Below are 15,083 nucleotides of genomic sequence, written 5' to 3' on the forward strand. Positions count from 1 at the left end.
GTTAGCCGCCGATGGCGCTGTTGACGTGTTCGGTAAACCGGCCCGCGGGGGAATACCCCACCAGGCGGTAGTTGCGCAGCTCATTTCCGTCGCTGTCGTAGAAGATGATGGCCGGCGGGCCGAACAGGTTGAAGTGGCGCATCAGCTCCCGGTGGTCCGCGTTGTTGTCGGTGACGTCCGCCTTGAGCAGCCGCGTCCCGGCCAGGGCCTGTATCACCCCGCGATCCTGGAAGGTGGTGCGCTCCATGCGCACGCAGTCCACGCACCAGTCCGCGTAGAAATCGACCATCACCGGCTGCCCGGTTTCGCGGGCCTGCGCCACCTCGCGTTCCAGGTCGGCCAGGCTGTCGATCTTGCGGAACTCGAGGCCGACGGCCTGCGCCGTGCCGTTGGCGCTGGTGATGGCTGCGGTGGGCATGATGCCGCGCAGCGGCTGGAACACGTCGCGCCCGCCGGAGGCGGAACCGATCATCAGCAGGATGCCCCACACCAGAATCACCAGGCCCAGCCCCTTCCACAGGGTCCGCCAGCCGCTGGCGTCCGGCGCCAGGGAATGAAGCGCGCCCATGTAGATGCCGGAGACGATGAACAGGGAACCCCACAGGAACATGGCCACCGGCATGGGAATGACCCGCTCCAGGAGCCAGATGCCCATACCCAGCAGGGCCACGCCGAACACGGCCTTGACCGCATCCATCCAGCCCCCGGCCCGGGGCAGGATCTTGCCGCCGGCGGTGCCGATGATCAGCAGCGGCACACCCATGCCCATGGACAGGGCGAACAGGGCCAGACCGCCCAGGAAGGCGTCGCCGGTCTGGCTGATATAGAGGAGGGCACCGACCAGCGGGGCTGTCACGCAGGGGCCGACGATCAGCGCCGAGAGGAAGCCCATGATGCCGGCGCCGATGAAGGTGCCGCCTTCCTGGCGGTTGCTGATATTGGACAGCCGGGTCTGGATGCCCGATGGCATCTGCAGGTCGTAGAAACCGAACATGGACATGGCCAGCGCAATGAAGATCGCCACGAAGGTGCCGATGATCCAGGGGTTCTGGAAGGCCGCCTGCAGATTGGCGCCCGCAAGGCCGGCGAACACCCCCGCCACCGTGTAGGTGAGCGCCATGGCCAGGACGAACACCAGCGAGATGAAAAAGGCCTTTCGGGTGGTGAGGTTCTTCTGCCCGATGATGATGTTGGACAGGATGGGGATCATGGGGAACACGCAGGGCGTGAAGGTCAGCAGCAGCCCGAAGCCGAAGAAGGCCAGCGCCACCAGCCAGATGCGCCCGTCGGCCAGCTGCGCGGCGATGCGGTCCTGCTCGGAAACCGGCGCGGCGGGGATGTCCGCGCGCTCGGCCAGGCCGTCCGTGAACTCGAAGCTCGCCGTCTGGACCAGGGGCGGGTAGCACACGCCGAGGTCCGCGCAGCCCTGGTAGTCCGCCTCCAGGGTGACCCGGTTGCTGGCGCCGTCCTCACGCAGGATAGGCACCATGATCTCCACTTCATGGCGGTAGGTCTCGGTGAGTCCGAAAAACTCATCCTCCACCTTTTCGCCTTCAGGCGGATTGACCGGGCCCACCCGGTTGCCCTCACCCTCGATGACCCGGAATCCGAGCTTGTCCCGGTAGAGGTAATAGCCGTCCGCGATGGTCCAGCGCACCAGCAACGCGTTCCGGCTGATGGGTTCCACCGACAGCTGGAACGCCTTTTCCGGCTCCAGCAGTTCATCGGCGCCGCCGCCCAGGCTGCCCGCGAGTCGGCTCAGGAGCCCCATCGCCCCGCCGCGTTCCTGTTCCGCGGCGGGTGCCGCGGGTGCGGCGGGCAGATCCAGGGAGGCGGTCTGGAACAGGGGCGGATAACATACCCCGATGTCGGCACAGCCCTGGGAACGGGCCTTGAGATCGAGGCGGTCCGGCGCGCCGGAAGAGCGTTCGATGGGCACCTCGATTCGGATGAAGTCGCGGTAGGTTTCCACCCGGCCGAAGAACTCGTCCTCCTTGACGGTGCCGTCGGGGATGCGGGGCGTGCCCAGTCGGACCCCGTCGGTCTCGGACTCGAAGTCGAACTGCTCCTTGTACATGTAATAGCCGTCGGCAATGCGCCATTCGGCCACCAGGGTGTCGTCCTGGATGCTCGCCTGGAGGGCAAAGGCCTTTTCCGGCTCCAGCAGTTCATCGTCGCCCAGAAGAGCGAGCGCGGGGGCCGTGAAAAGTACAAGGATGAGGGCGAGCAGTCGGTTCATCATGATGAGGTGCAGTCCTGGATCCAACGGAGGTATGGCGGCAGGCCCTGAGTAATTGGAACCGCAATAATCTCCGGAAGTTCATAGGGATGCAGTTCCAGCAGGGCGGCCTGGAGCTGGGCATAACCCGTTTCCGTGGTCTTGATCAGTAATACGTGCTCCGGGTCCTGATGGATCTCCCCCTGCCACTCGTATACAGACGTCCCGGGCGGGAGAATATTCACACAGGCCGCCAGGCGGCGCGCCACCAGCGCCGAAGCCACCGTCCCGGCGCTCTCGGCGTCGGGCAGCGTGGTGAGTACCAGCAGGGTGCCGGGGGCGTCGTTGCCGGGCCGTTCAGTCATTGCCCGGTATCAGGGCGGCTCGCTGGCCGGCCCGCAGATTGTGGTCCGCGGGCGCGGTGAACTGCACCGTCACCGGATATCGCGGCGTCTCAGAGGTCATGTCCAGGGGTTCCAGACCCAGGGCGCGCAGTTTGCCATCGTAGCGCCGCTCCCCCACGCGCACTTCCACGTTCTGCCCCACGGCGAGACCGGCCAGGCCGTCCTCCTCCACCTGCCCGCGCGCGAGCATGGGTTCGGCGGAAACCAGCGTCACCATCGGCGTGACCTGCAGTTCATTGTTGACGGTCTGGCCCGCGCGCACGTGCCGGGCCAGCACCAGGGCATCGAAGGGGGCCCGCACCTGGCTGTACTCCAGATCCAGGCGGGTGCGGGTCAGCCTGGCCCGGGCTGCCACGAACTCCGCATCCGCCATGGCAAACGCGATCTCCGCGAGACTCAGGTCCCGCTGGGAGATGAGCGTGCGGTCATACATCTCCTGCTGGCGCTCATACTCCAGTTCCGCCTCGGCACGGGCGATCTCCAGGCGTCGTACCTGGGCCTCGTCTTCCTCGATCTGCGCGCGGATGCCCCGGTCATCCATTCGTACCAGCACCTCGTTGCGCTTCACCCGCTGGCCCGGCTCGGCGTCGACGCCTGCCACGACGCCGGAGACCGGAGTGCCCAGTTCCACCCGTTCGGCCCAGTCGAGACGGGCGGGTATCTCCCGGGCGAGGGCCATGGGAGCCGCGAGCCCCAGGCAGAGGGTCAGGACGGGCAGCAGTACGGTGATCCGGGGTGTGATGGCATGGCTTTGCATGGACGAAGACTCCCTCAGGGTGTGCCCATGGCGCGTGTGGCGTAGACAGGGCTGAAGGCGGGTTGGCCGGTGAGCAGAGCCAGACGCTCCCAGGCCAGCGCCAGTTCGAATTCCGCCTGTGCCGCGAACAGCATGGCGGCGGACCACTGGGTCATGGAATCGCCCAGGTCCGTCTGCACCTCCAGCTCGTACAGGGCACGGCTGCGGTCAAGGTACAGTTCGCGGTAATCACTCCTCACCCGCGCCTGTTCCCGGCGCGTCCTGAGCCGCTGGATCTCGAGCCAGGTCTCCAGCACCGCCTGGCGCAGATCCAGTTCGTGCTGCCGGATCCGGGCATGGGTGTCGTAGAGTTCCGCCTGCTGCCGGGCCACCGAGGCGTCCACGCGCCGGCCGCTGTACAGGGGGATATCCAGCACCAGCCCTGCTGCCAGCGGGTCGCGGCTGCCGAGCAGGCGTTCATAATGCGTGGCCTCCACCTCCGCGCTGAGTGTCGGGCGCCGCTCGGCGCGGCTGGCCGCCAGGCGCTGACTGACCGCCTGGGCCTCCAGGCGCAGGCTGGCCAGCCTGCGGTTGCCCGCTTCTGCCAGGGCGTAGAGTTCGTCCAGGTCGGGCAGTTCCCGGTCATTGCCGGGCAATTCGGGGCGCAGGAGGTCCGCGGGCACATTCTCCGGGCGATTGAGGGCCATGGCCAGCCGGTTGCGGGCGCTGCGCGTCTCCTGCAGGGAGGCCATGCGCCGCAGGCGGGTCTCCTGGAAGTGGTCCTCCAGGGCCAGCAGGTCGATATCCGAGACCTGGCCGAGCTCGTTGCGGTGACGGGCCCGGTCGAGTGAGACGAAGGCGATGGCCATGGCCTCGTTGTCGCGGGTGTAGGCCAGGTCCGCCAGCAGCACCTCGAAGTAGCGGCGCATGATCTCCACGCGCTGGCGTGCCATGAGGCCGAGATACTGCTCCTCGCTGCTGCGCAGGGCGGTGTCGGCGGCCTCCAGGGCGTGGCTTGTGCGGCCGAAGTCGTAGAGGGGTTTGCTCAGGCGCAGAATGGCCTGGGAGTCGTTGTGACTCTGGTCCGGGGCCACGTCATTGGGGTCCACCCAACGCGCGTTGAGCCTGAGGCCCACCAACAGGTCGTTGGCGCTGTCGGCGGCAAGCCGCTCCGCCTCGCCCCGCAGCACATCGGCCCGCCCGCGCGCCACGGCGGGGTGCTCCTCGTCGGCGAACGCCAGGGCGTCCACGAGCGAGAGCGGCTGTGGCAGGCGGGTCTCGGCCATGGCGACCGACGCCAGCCCCAGGGCCAGTCCGAAAAGCGCGCGCCCCCACGCCCGCCGCATGTGCCCCCCTGCCGGATTCATTGTCGCGCCTGGGCCTGCCGTTCGCGCTTGTAGCGGTTGAAATTGGTGTCCTTGTGGTGGCCTTCCGCCACGAATTCACCCAGCCACATGAATTCCTCCACGCCGGAGGTGGCGCCGGTGAATCGGACGATGGGTTCGCCCTCGGCGTCGTAGAACTGGAATACGGGAGTGGCGCGGACGCGGTTCTCGCGGAAGGCGAAATCCGCCTGCCGCATGGTCTCGCCCTGGAAGTTGACGACTTCCACGTCACCGCTCACGTCCACGCTCAGGACGCGAAAGTGCTCCCGGTAGTAGGCCTGGACCTCCGGCTGGTTGAGCACGGTCTGTTTCATGCGGTGGCAGAAGGGGCATTCGTCCATCTCGAAGAAGATCATCAGCGCCTTCTTGTTCTCGTCGCGGGTGATCTCCAGTTCCTCCCGGAAGTCCCCGAAGGTGGTCTCGAAGAAATGATCGTACGGATCGAGGCCGCCCGCGGCACGTGCCACGGCGCCCAGCACCAGCGCGGTGGCGAGTGCCAGCGCGAGGGCGGGTCCCCAGCGCCGGGGGTTGGATTCGAACGACTGGACGCGGATCATGACCTTTTCCTCGGTGGTGCGTCTTGCGGTGCCAGGGCCTTGCGGCGGCCGTGCCCCCGGATAGAATGCCGGACGCGGTCTTTCCTGTTGCGCTCAGACCGGCGCAGCCGGTGTAGAGTTCCACAATCCGTTGAGGATTTCCCGCCGTGTGCCGCCTTCCTGGCCGGGACTTGCCCGAAGTCAATGCAAAGGCCGCATAAAATACCTTGAATCGGGTCCGCGGGCTACCATGGCGGGGCCCTTTGTTCAGTCATGAGGCGAGATCATGAAGGCATGTTTCGATCGTTGCGGATGGTGGTTTGCGGGATGCCTGCTCCTGCTGCTGGCCGGCCCGCTGGCAGCCGACGCCCCGGACGGCTATCCGTTTGTCAGCTATGACGAAGGTCTCCGCCTGGCGGCCGAACAGGAGCGCTACGTGTTCATGTATTTCGGACGCTACGGTTGCGGGTGGTGCGAGAAGACCAACAAGGAGAGCTTCTCCGACCCGGATCTCCGGACCCTGTATACGGACAACTACGTGCTGGTCTATGTGGATGCCGAGAGCGGTCGGCGCATGACGCTGCCGGGCGGCGAGCGGATCACCGAGATGGAACTGGGGGCGCGCATGAACGTGTACGCCACGCCGGTGTTCGGTTTTCTCCAGCCCGGCGGCGAGACCATCTTCACCGTGCCCGGTTTCAAGACCGCGGATGAGTTTCGCGATTACCACCGTTTCGTGGCCGGCGGGCATTACCGGGAGCAGGGGCTGTTCGAGTTCCTGGCGGCGGGCGGGTCCCGATGAGGGGGCTGTGGCTGATGGCGGCGGCTGTGCTGGCCGCGCCCCTGCAGGCCCAGTGGCAGTTCGGTGAGCCCCGGTGGCCCGGAGGGGAACCCCGTGCCGGCATTTTCCACCAGCTCGACGGCACGGCGAGGCGGCACGTCGCGGTCGACGAGGGTCACGCGGCCGTTGTGTGGTCCGACAACCGCGACGGCGGGTACCAGGTTCGCGCTGCGTTCCGCCCCTTGTCGGACGGCGGAGCCTTCGGCGATGTGGAAACCCTGAGCGAGGGCGACGAGGCCTACCACCCGGTGGTGGTGGCCCTGGGTGACGGGCGGTTCGGCTTCGCCTGGGAGCAGGATGAGCGCGTCTGGATGCGGATTGCCGGGCCGGGCGGGGCGGGCCCCGCGGTGCGGGTGGACGAGGCCGAATCCACACAGCCGGCTCTTGGGGCGCATCCGGAGCACGGCGTGGTGGCTGCGTGGACGCGGCGCGAGAACGGCGTGTTGCGGGTGGTGTCGGCGCCGGTCGCCGTGGATGCGGACGCCGTGGTGCGCATCGGCGAGGCCGCGCCCGTGGATCCGGAGCCCGCCGCGCGCGACCAGATCTATCCCACCGTGGCGGTGACCCACGCCGGTGTGGTGGTGGCCTGGGAGGATCGTCGCGAGGGACACACCCGCCTGCACTATGTATTTCGTGCCCATGATGGCGACTTCGGATCGTTGCAGGATCTCAACGACCGCCGCGAAGGTCCCCGAAGCCAGATCTACGGTGCCGGCTCGGGGGTCACGCGGGTGGCCCTGGCGGCCCGGGGTGACCGGGTGGCGGCGGTATGGATGGACAAGCGTGATTATCAGTCCGGCTACGACGTGTTCTCGGCCCTGAGCGACGACGGCGGCCGCAGCTTCGGCGCCAACGAGATGGTGCAGGATCTGTTCGGTGCCGAAATCCCCCAATGGCATCCCGCCATCGCCGTGGATCCCGATGGTCTGCCCGTGGCCCTGTGGGACGACCCCCGGGAAGACACTCCCGATGTCTGGATGTCCTGGCGGGCGTCCGGCGGATGGAGCGACGACGTGGAAGTGGCGCCCGCCTACGGCCCCGGCGCCCATACCCGCCCCGCCGCCGCCTTCGGCCCCGACGGGCGGCTGCATATTGTCTGGACTTCGCGAACAGAGGACGGCCTGAGCCGTCTCGGCTACGTGGAAGCAGAAAGTCACTAGAGGCAAGACACAAGATGCAGGATTCAAGAGGCAGGACACGGCCTTGCAATAGGGGCCTGCAGCCCCCACCCTCCTACTGACGGCCATTCCCGGTCCGTACGACCCCGAGGCGCCTCGTGGTGCCCCGGGGTTTATTCATCCTTCCACCTTCATCGTTGTCGCCAATGCGCTCATTCCCCGTCCTCGCCCTGCTGTTCCTTGCCGTGCCCCTGCTGGAGATCTTCCTGTTCATCCAGGTGGGCGGCTGGATCGGGGCCTGGCCCACCATCGGGCTGGTGGTGCTCACGGCCATTGCCGGGGCGTTCCTCCTGCGTTGGCAGGGCCTGGCCACCCTGGGTCGGGTACGCCGCAGCCTGGACCAGGGGCAGATCCCGGCGCGGGACATGCTGGAGGGTGTGTTCCTGGTGTTCGGCGGGGCGCTGTTGCTGACGCCGGGCTTTTTCACCGATGCGGTCGGATTTGCATGCCTGCTGCCTCCCACCCGCCGGCTCATGGCGGTCTGGCTGATGTCGAAGGGGGTGTTCATCGTGCGTTCGTCCCGGGGCGGTCCGCCCCCCGGCGGCCCCGCCGGCCCCCGGCCCGGCGGCGGGCGTACCATCGAGGGGGAGTATTCAAAGGATGAAGGGGGAAGGATGAAGGACGAGTAAGTGCGAAGTGGGAATTGGGAAGTGCGAATGGTCCTCAATTCCTACTTCCCGATTCCTACTTCCCAATTCCTACCTCCCAATTCGACTTGACATCCCCCGCTTCGTCACTATTATTGGCACTCACCTGGGGTGAGTGCTAACAGGCCTCACCCGGCGCTGAAAATACAATCAACCCCCTGATTTTCAAGGAGCTCACACTCATGAATATCCGTCCGTTGCATGATCGCGTGATCATCAAGCGCATGGAGGAAGAACGTACCACCGCTGGTGGCATCGTGATCCCCGATTCCGCCGCCGAGAAACCGATCCGTGGTGAGGTCCTGGCCGTGGGCAAGGGCAAGATCATGGACAACGGCGAGACGCGCCCCCTGGACGTCAAGGTGGGCGACAAGGTGTTGTTCGGAAAGTACTCCGGCACCGAGATCAAGGTCGACGGCGAGGACGTTCTCGTGATGCGCGAGGAAGACGTCATGGCCGTATTCGAGGGCTGATCCCTCAAGCAAGGCCGAATTTTCCTGACGGGACGGACCGCCCCACGGTTCGCCCCATGACAGAACCGAACCTGAAAGAGGAAGCACACCAATGAGCGCGAAAGAAGTCCGCTTCAGCGATGACGCCCGTGCCCGCATGGTCAAGGGCATCAACATTCTGGCCAACGCCGTGAAGGTCACCCTCGGGCCCAAGGGCCGCAACGTGGTGGTCGAGAAATCCTTCGGCGCCCCCACCGTGACCAAGGACGGCGTGTCCGTGGCCAAGGAAATCGAGCTGGAAGACAAGTTCGAGAACATGGGTGCCCAGATGGTGAAGGAGGTCTCCTCCCAGACCTCCGACGTGGCCGGCGACGGCACCACCACCGCCACCGTGCTGGCACAGGCCATGGTGCGTGAGGGCATGAAGTCGGTGACCGCCGGCATGAACCCCATGGATCTCAAGCGCGGCATCGACAAGGCCGTGATCGCCACCGTGGCGGAGCTGAAGAACCTGTCCAAGCCCTGCACCGACGGCAAGGCCATCGCCCAGGTGGGCACCATCTCCGCCAACTCCGACGAGTCCATCGGCCAGATCATCGCCGACGCCATGGAGAAGGTGGGCAAGGAGGGTGTGATCACCGTCGAGGAAGGTTCCTCGCTGGAGAACGAACTGGACGTGGTGGAAGGCATGCAGTTCGATCGCGGTTACCTCTCGCCCTACTTCGTCAACAACCAGCAGAACATGAGCGCCGAGCTCGATGACTGCTTCGTCCTGCTGCACGACAAGAAGATCTCCAACATCCGTGACCTGTTGCCCGTGCTGGAAGGTGTGGCCAAGGCCGGCAAGCCGCTGCTGATCATCGCCGAGGACATCGAGGGCGAGGCGCTGGCGACCCTGGTGGTCAACACCATTCGCGGCATCGTCAAGGTGGCGGCCGTCAAGGCTCCGGGCTTCGGCGACCGCCGCAAGGCCATGCTGCAGGACATCGCCATCCTCACCGGCGGCCAGGTGATCTCCGAAGAGGTCGGCCTGTCGCTGGAGAAGGCCAGCATCGACGACCTGGGCCAGGCCAAGCGCATCGTGGTGACCAAGGAAAACACCACCATCATCGACGGCGCCGGCAAACACGACGACATCAAGACACGTGTCGAGCAGATCCGGGCCCAGATCGAGGAGGCCACCTCCGATTACGACAAGGAGAAGCTGCAGGAACGCGTGGCCAAGCTGGCCGGCGGTGTGGCCGTGATCAAGGTGGGTGCCGCGACGGAAGTGGAGATGAAGGAGAAGAAGGCCCGCGTGGAAGACGCCTTGCACGCCACGCGTGCGGCGGTGGAAGAAGGCGTGGTGCCCGGTGGTGGCGTCGCCCTGGTGCGCGCCCTGGAGGCGATTACCGATCTCAAGGGTGCCAACCATGACCAGGACATCGGTATCGCCATTGCCCGCCGTGCCATGGAAGAGCCCCTGCGCCAGATCGTGGCCAACTGCGGCGAGGAACCCTCCGTGGTGCTCAACAAGGTGGTGGAAGGCAAGGGTAACTACGGTTACAACGCCGCCACCAGCGAGTACGGCGACATGATCAAGATGGGTATCCTGGATCCCACCAAGGTGGCCCGTACCGCGTTGCAGAACGCCTCCTCCGTGGCCGGCCTGATCATCACCACCGAGGCGATGGTGGCCGAGGTGCCGAAGAAGGACGAAGGCGCCGCGGGTGGTACCGACCACCACGGCATGCCCATGATGTAAGGCGCTGGCCCGTCCGGCCCTTCGAGCAGTACCCCGGGCCCCGTGCGCAAGCGCGGGGCCTTTTTTGTGTGTATCGCAGTAAAGGGCTCCGCGACCTGATGCCACGGCCCCCAACGCAATGATAGAGTCATGCCCATGAAGCGATTCGCAAGTCTTCGCACAGCGCCAATCGGCCTGATGCTGGCCGCATGGCTGGCCGGCTGCGGCCAGGGGACGCCGGCGGGTGAGGCCCAGGTGCGCCAGCCGGATACGGGCCGCTGGTACACCGAGCAACAGGTGCAGGCGGGGGCGAGAGTGTTTGCCGGGCACTGCGCCGCGTGCCATGGGGACCGGGCCCAGGCGGACGAGAACTGGCGGCAGCGCGAACCGGACGGAAAATTTCCGCCGCCGCCCCTGAACGGCACGGCGCATGCCTGGCACCATCCCCTGTTTGAACTGCGCAACATCATCCGTGACGGCTCGAACCCGGAACTGGGCAACATGCCGCCCTGGGGGCACGTGCTGTCCGATGAGGAGATCGACGCCACCATCGCCTGGTTTCAGTCTTTCTGGCCCCACGAGGTCTACGAGGCCTGGCGCGAGATCGACGAGCGCCGCCAGGACGAACGCCCCGGCTGAGGTGCCCGCACCGGGTCGCTGTGCCCTTGCGCACATGCGTCCCGCAAAGCCGCACTTTCGGTCATGTTTCACCCGGTTGCTTGACCTTCCCATGATTGGAAGGTTTATTCTGTGCGTGCAAGGCGCATCCCGCGCCGGTGGGGACGTGGTTCCATGAGTACATCGGGTTCGGTCAGGGGCAAGGACGATCATCTGGAGCTGGGCGTGGAAGGTATGAGTTGTGCCTCCTGCGTCTCCCGGGTGGAGGATGCCATTCGCCGGGTGCCGGGGATCACCGACGTGAGCGTGAACCTGGCCACCGGCCGAGCCCGCGTGGGGCTCGGGCAGGCCGAACCCGGGGCCATCGTAAAAGCCGTGGAGACGGCCGGCTTCGACACGGCCGTCGACGAGACGACCCTGAGCGTGGACGGCATGAGCTGCGCGTCCTGTGTCAGTCGTGTGGAGCAGGCGCTCACCAGCGTGCCCGGTGTGCTTTCGGCGTCCGTGAATCTGGCTACGGAAAGTGCCCGGGTGCGTTACGTGTCGGGCGTGGTGGATGCGAACGGCCTCATGAACGCGGTGGAGTCCGCGGGCTACGGGGCCTCCGTCCGCGAGTCCGGCGTGGAGCGTGCGGACCGGGAACGGGAGGCCCGGGCCGCGGAGATGCGCAGCCTCAAGCGCAGTCTGATCTGGGCGGCCGCGCTCACCCTGCCCATCTTCGTACTGGACATGGGTGGACACCTGATCCCCCCATTCCATCACGCGGTGCACAGCACCCTGGGTACGCAGAACCTGTATGTGTTGTTCTTTGTGCTGGCGAGCTTCGTGCAGTTCGGCCCGGGGCTTCGCTTCTACCGCAAAGGCTGGCCGGCGCTCATGCGCGGCGGCCCGGACATGAACTCCCTGGTGATGCTGGGCACGTCTGCCGCCTACGGTTATTCGGTGGTGGCCACCTTCCTGCCGGGCATACTGCCGGCCGACACCGTGCACGTCTATTTCGAGGCCTCCACGGTGATCATCACCCTTATTCTCCTGGGCCGCTTCCTGGAGGCCCGTGCCAAGGGTGCCACCTCCGAGGCGATCCGCAAACTCATGGGTCTTCGGCCGCGCACCGCCCGGGTTCTGCGTGACGGCAGGACCCTTGAGGTGGACGTGGATCAGGTGGTGGTGGGCGACCAGGTGCTGGTGCGTCCCGGTGAACGCCTGCCCGTGGACGGCGAGGTGATCGAAGGCGCCTCCTACGTGGACGAATCCATGATCACCGGCGAGCCGGTGCCTGTACACAAGACCGCCGGGGCGGGCGTGGTGGGCGGCACGGTCAACGGCCAGGGCAGTCTGACCCTGCGTGCCACGCGGGTGGGCGCCGACACGGTGCTGGCACAGATCATCCGCATGGTGGAGACCGCCCAGGGCGCCAAACTCCCCATCCAGGCCCTGGTGGATCAGGTGACGCGCTATTTCGTGCCGGTGGTCATCGGCATCGCGCTGCTGTCCTTCGTGGTGTGGCTTGTGTTCGGGCCGGCGCCGGCGCTGACGCTGGCCCTGGTCAATGCGGTGGCGGTGCTCATCATCGCCTGTCCGTGCGCCATGGGGCTTGCCACGCCGACCTCCATCATGGTGGGCACCGGCAAGGGCGCGGAGATGGGTGTGCTGTTCCGGGGCGGGGATGCCCTGCAGGCGCTGCGTGATACGCGTGTGGTGGCCATGGACAAGACCGGCACCCTGACCCGGGGCCGTCCGGAACTGACCGACCTCCACGTCGCCGATGGTATGGACGAGGCGCAGGCGCTTCACCTTGCCGGGAGCCTGGAGCAGTACTCGGAGCATCCCATTGCCGAGGCCGTCGTGCGCGCGGCGAAGGAACGCGGGCTCGGCCTGGAGGCGGCCATCGACTTCCAGGCCGAGGCCGGCATGGGCGCTTCCGGGAAGGTGAACGGCCGGCGCCTGCTGATCGGTGCGGACCGGTATCTCGAGCGTGAAGGCATCGACCGGGGCGGGTTGTCTCAACACGCGGAGGCCTTGGCCGATGCCGGGCGCACGCCCCTCTACCTGGCCGTGGACGGCCGGGCCGTGGCGGTGCTCGGCGTGGCGGATCCGGTCAAGGACGGGGCCCGCGATGCCGTGGCGCGGCTCAGGGCACAGGGGCTCCACGTGGCCATGGTCACCGGCGACAACCGCCGCACCGCCAAGGCCATCGCCGGAGAACTGGGTATCGAACAGGTGTTCGCCGAGGTGCTGCCCGACGGCAAGGTGGATGCGGTGAAACAGCTGCAGCAGGACGGCCGCCGGGTGGCGTTCGTGGGCGACGGCATCAATGATGCCCCGGCCCTGGCCCAGGCGGATGTGGGGATCGCCATCGGGTCGGGCACCGACGTGGCCATGGAGAGCGCGGATGTGGTGCTCATGTCCGACAATCTGGGTAATGTGCCGAATGCCATTGCACTGTCCCGCGCCACCATCCGCAACATCAAGCAAAACCTCTTCTGGGCCTTCTTCTACAACATCACGCTCCTGCCGGTAGCGGCGGGCGTACTGTATCCGTTCGTGGGCATCCTGCTTTCGCCGGTGTTTGCGGCGTTCGCCATGGCGTTTTCCAGCGTCAGCGTGCTCACCAACGCCTTGCGCCTGAAGCGCTTCCGCGCGCCGCAAGGTGCGTAACGGGCCGGGTGAACGGGATGTATCGGGATTCATCGGGCCGGGAAACGGATCGGAATGGACACGGTGTGCAACGCCGGGCACCGGATCATCTTGGGCGTCGTGGCTACCCCTGTTCCGTCACTCTGTCAATCCTGGCCATGAGATTTTTGCGTCAATGCGGGAGCGTGTATGAACATCGGTGAAGCGGCCAGGGCCTCGGGGGTGTCGGCGAAGATGATCCGCTACTACGAGGAGGTGAACCTGCTGCCGCCGGCGCGCCGGGGCGCGAACGGCTATCGGCGTTACGCCGATGCCGATGTGCACGTGCTCCGGTTCATCCGCCGCGCCAGGGACCTGGGTTTCTCCCTGGAACAGGTGGAGCAGCTGGTGGCTTTGTGGCGCGATCAGGGCCGGGCAAGTGCCGAGGTCAAGGCGATTGCGCTGGCCCATGTGCGTGAACTGGAGCAAAAGATCGCGGCCCTGGAATCCATGCGCCGCACCCTGACCCGGCTGGCCCGCGACTGCCACGGCGACCGGCGGCCCGATTGCCCGATCCTGGACGACCTGGCGGGTGCGGAGGCGATCGACGGACGGGACTGAGGGGGGCGGGTTCCGGAGCCGTTCGTCAGGCTGTGCGTGTCGTCGATCCGGTGCAGCACCCATGCCGCGCTTCCTGTCCATCCGGTCCCTGAGGCATGCGTGCAGCCGTTGAGGTCCTGAGGGGCCTGTTATCATGGCGGGGCGAACCGCTGAACTCCGGCCCCCCATGCGTCCCTTTCACCTCGCTCTGCTGCTGTCTGCCGTGGTGCACCTGTTGCTCCTGTGGGGGAACTGGGCAACACCCATCCTGCAGCGGGACGCGTTGTCTCCCGGTACTCGAAGCCTGGATGTGACGCTGGTTCCCAGGGAGCCGGCGGTGCCGGCAGTTGAACCGTTGCCGGTTACTGAACCCGAGCCTGATCCCGAACCCGAACCTGAACCCGAGCCTGATCCCGAACCCGAACCTGAACCCGAGCCTGATCCCGAACCCGAACCCGAACCCGAACCCGAACCTGAACCCGAACCTGAACCCGAACCTGAACCTGAACCTGAACCTGAACCTGAACCTGAACCTGAACCTGAACCGGTTCCGGAACCCCAACCCGAGCCCGAGCCCGAGCCCGAGCCCGAGCCCGAGCCCGAGCCCGATCCCGATCCCGAGCCCGATCCCGAGCCCGATCCCGATCCCGAACGCGAACCCGCCCGTGAAGCGCCGAGTGTACCGGGGACGCCCGACACGGTGGTCGAGCCGGGGATGCCCGAGCCTGCGGTGCCGGAGGTGGAATCGGGCGAGGCGATGGACGAGGTACGGATGGCCGATTATCAGGCGCGCCTGAGGGCCGCCATCGAGCGGGAACGGCAGTACCCGAGACTGGCGGTGCGCCAGCGCCTGGAGGGGGATGTGCTGGTGGCTTTCCGGGTATGGGCGGATGGCCGCATGGAGCGCATTCGGGTGCTGGAATCGTCAGGACATGCCCTGCTCGATGAGGCGGCGTTGACCGCCGTCCGGCGGGTCAGGCAGGCCGAGCCTCTGCCGGCCGATGTGCCGGGTGAGTTCAGGGATTTCGAGATCCTGCTGGAGTTCAGGTTGAGATGAGCCATGGCAGCGCCGGAACCGGAGTGTCCGGTGCCGCCCGAGGCTGCAGCCAGCGGTTTACGTCGCCGGCAG

At 66.6% G+C, this 15,083-nt stretch carries 14 protein-coding genes; 9 read left to right on the forward strand and 5 right to left on the reverse strand.

Going from position 1 to position 15,083, the window contains the following annotated elements; all coding sequences use genetic code 11:
- Position 1: 1 nt before the first annotated feature.
- The 5 genes from dsbD to THITHI_RS0113200 are packed head-to-tail and all read right to left on the reverse strand — an operon-like array spanning position 2 to position 5,300.
- Complete coding sequence (gene dsbD / locus THITHI_RS0113180; protein WP_026186337.1) at positions 2–2,254, reverse strand: protein-disulfide reductase DsbD; 2,253 nt, start codon at positions 2,252–2,254, stop codon at positions 2–4.
- Positions 2,239–2,583 (reverse strand): divalent-cation tolerance protein CutA, encoded by a 345-nt coding sequence (gene cutA / locus THITHI_RS0113185; protein ID WP_018233580.1) that lies wholly within the window; start codon positions 2,581–2,583, stop codon positions 2,239–2,241. Before cutA ends, dsbD begins: the two co-directional genes overlap by 16 nt.
- Positions 2,576–3,379 (reverse strand): efflux RND transporter periplasmic adaptor subunit, encoded by an 804-nt coding sequence (locus tag THITHI_RS0113190; RefSeq protein ID WP_018233581.1) that lies wholly within the window; start codon positions 3,377–3,379, stop codon positions 2,576–2,578. The genes cutA and THITHI_RS0113190 overlap by 8 nt, the downstream gene beginning before the upstream one ends.
- A gap of 14 nt (positions 3,380–3,393) precedes the next feature.
- The gene (locus tag THITHI_RS0113195) at positions 3,394–4,704 is read right to left on the reverse strand and encodes a TolC family protein (RefSeq protein WP_018233582.1); all 1,311 of its coding nucleotides are present in this window, start codon (positions 4,702–4,704) and stop codon (positions 3,394–3,396) included.
- A 17-nt stretch (positions 4,705–4,721) separates the two neighbouring features.
- Positions 4,722–5,300, reverse strand: coding sequence for a thioredoxin family protein (locus THITHI_RS0113200; protein ID WP_018233583.1), 579 nt, complete (start codon positions 5,298–5,300; stop codon positions 4,722–4,724).
- 265 nt (positions 5,301–5,565) lie between these two features.
- On the opposite strand from THITHI_RS0113200, the gene THITHI_RS0113205 reads away from it, so the two are divergent.
- The 9 genes from THITHI_RS0113205 to THITHI_RS0113245 all read left to right on the forward strand — a co-directional run bounded on the left by THITHI_RS0113205 (position 5,566) and on the right by THITHI_RS0113245 (position 15,011).
- Positions 5,566–6,081 carry a thioredoxin family protein gene (locus THITHI_RS0113205; protein ID WP_018233584.1) on the forward strand — a complete coding sequence of 172 codons (516 nt, stop codon included), beginning with the start codon at positions 5,566–5,568 and terminating at the stop codon, positions 6,079–6,081.
- Positions 6,078–7,280, forward strand: a complete 1,203-nt coding sequence (locus THITHI_RS0113210) for a hypothetical protein (protein WP_018233585.1) — start codon at positions 6,078–6,080, stop codon at positions 7,278–7,280. The genes THITHI_RS0113205 and THITHI_RS0113210 overlap by 4 nt, the downstream gene beginning before the upstream one ends.
- A 164-nt stretch (positions 7,281–7,444) precedes the next feature.
- Entirely contained in the window at positions 7,445–7,927 is a 483-nt protein-coding gene (locus THITHI_RS0113215) for an FxsA family protein (protein ID WP_018233586.1), read from the forward strand.
- Between the two features lie 200 nt (positions 7,928–8,127).
- Positions 8,128–8,418, forward strand: a complete 291-nt coding sequence (groES, locus tag THITHI_RS0113220) for a co-chaperone GroES (protein WP_018233587.1) — start codon at positions 8,128–8,130, stop codon at positions 8,416–8,418.
- Between the two features lie 91 nt (positions 8,419–8,509).
- Positions 8,510–10,141 (forward strand): chaperonin GroEL, encoded by a 1,632-nt coding sequence (gene groL / locus THITHI_RS0113225; protein WP_018233588.1) that lies wholly within the window; start codon positions 8,510–8,512, stop codon positions 10,139–10,141.
- Positions 10,142–10,276: 135 nt separating this feature from the next.
- Positions 10,277–10,759, forward strand: a complete 483-nt coding sequence (locus THITHI_RS0113230) for a c-type cytochrome (protein WP_033337242.1) — start codon at positions 10,277–10,279, stop codon at positions 10,757–10,759.
- A 153-nt stretch (positions 10,760–10,912) separates the two neighbouring features.
- Positions 10,913–13,396 carry a heavy metal translocating P-type ATPase gene (locus THITHI_RS0113235; RefSeq protein ID WP_018233590.1) on the forward strand — a complete coding sequence of 828 codons (2,484 nt, stop codon included), beginning with the start codon at positions 10,913–10,915 and terminating at the stop codon, positions 13,394–13,396.
- Positions 13,397–13,564: 168 nt separating this feature from the next.
- On the forward strand, positions 13,565–13,975 hold the full coding sequence (gene cueR / locus THITHI_RS0113240) for a Cu(I)-responsive transcriptional regulator (protein ID WP_018233591.1): 411 nt from the start codon (positions 13,565–13,567) through the stop codon (positions 13,973–13,975).
- A 133-nt stretch (positions 13,976–14,108) separates the two neighbouring features.
- Positions 14,109–15,011 (forward strand): TonB family protein, encoded by a 903-nt coding sequence (locus tag THITHI_RS0113245; protein WP_232199424.1) that lies wholly within the window; start codon positions 14,109–14,111, stop codon positions 15,009–15,011.
- Positions 15,012–15,083 lie beyond the last annotated feature (72 nt).

It is taken from the genome of Thioalkalivibrio thiocyanodenitrificans ARhD 1 (assembly GCF_000378965.1).
In the GTDB taxonomy this organism is placed as follows: Bacteria; Pseudomonadota; Gammaproteobacteria; order Ectothiorhodospirales; family Ectothiorhodospiraceae; genus Thioalkalivibrio_A; species Thioalkalivibrio_A thiocyanodenitrificans.

Bases quoted from the DNA above. Each gene is read 5' to 3' on its own strand.
- cutA (WP_018233580.1), bottom strand. From the start codon at position 2,583: ATGACTGAACGGCCCGGCAACGACGCCCCCGGCACCCTGCTGGTACTC.
- THITHI_RS0113190 (WP_018233581.1), bottom strand. From the start codon at position 3,379: ATGCAAAGCCATGCCATCACACCCCGGATCACCGTACTGCTGCCCGTC.
- THITHI_RS0113195 (WP_018233582.1), bottom strand. From the start codon at position 4,704: ATGCGGCGGGCGTGGGGGCGCGCGCTTTTCGGACTGGCCCTGGGGCTG.
- THITHI_RS0113200 (WP_018233583.1), bottom strand. From the start codon at position 5,300: ATGATCCGCGTCCAGTCGTTCGAATCCAACCCCCGGCGCTGGGGACCC.
- THITHI_RS0113205 (WP_018233584.1), top strand. From the start codon at position 5,566: ATGAAGGCATGTTTCGATCGTTGCGGATGGTGGTTTGCGGGATGCCTG.
- THITHI_RS0113210 (WP_018233585.1), top strand. From the start codon at position 6,078: ATGAGGGGGCTGTGGCTGATGGCGGCGGCTGTGCTGGCCGCGCCCCTG.
- THITHI_RS0113215 (WP_018233586.1), top strand. From the start codon at position 7,445: ATGCGCTCATTCCCCGTCCTCGCCCTGCTGTTCCTTGCCGTGCCCCTG.
- groES (WP_018233587.1), top strand. From the start codon at position 8,128: ATGAATATCCGTCCGTTGCATGATCGCGTGATCATCAAGCGCATGGAG.
- groL (WP_018233588.1), top strand. From the start codon at position 8,510: ATGAGCGCGAAAGAAGTCCGCTTCAGCGATGACGCCCGTGCCCGCATG.
- THITHI_RS0113230 (WP_033337242.1), top strand. From the start codon at position 10,277: ATGAAGCGATTCGCAAGTCTTCGCACAGCGCCAATCGGCCTGATGCTG.
- THITHI_RS0113235 (WP_018233590.1), top strand. From the start codon at position 10,913: ATGAGTACATCGGGTTCGGTCAGGGGCAAGGACGATCATCTGGAGCTG.
- cueR (WP_018233591.1), top strand. From the start codon at position 13,565: ATGAACATCGGTGAAGCGGCCAGGGCCTCGGGGGTGTCGGCGAAGATG.
- THITHI_RS0113245 (WP_232199424.1), top strand. From the start codon at position 14,109: ATGGCGGGGCGAACCGCTGAACTCCGGCCCCCCATGCGTCCCTTTCAC.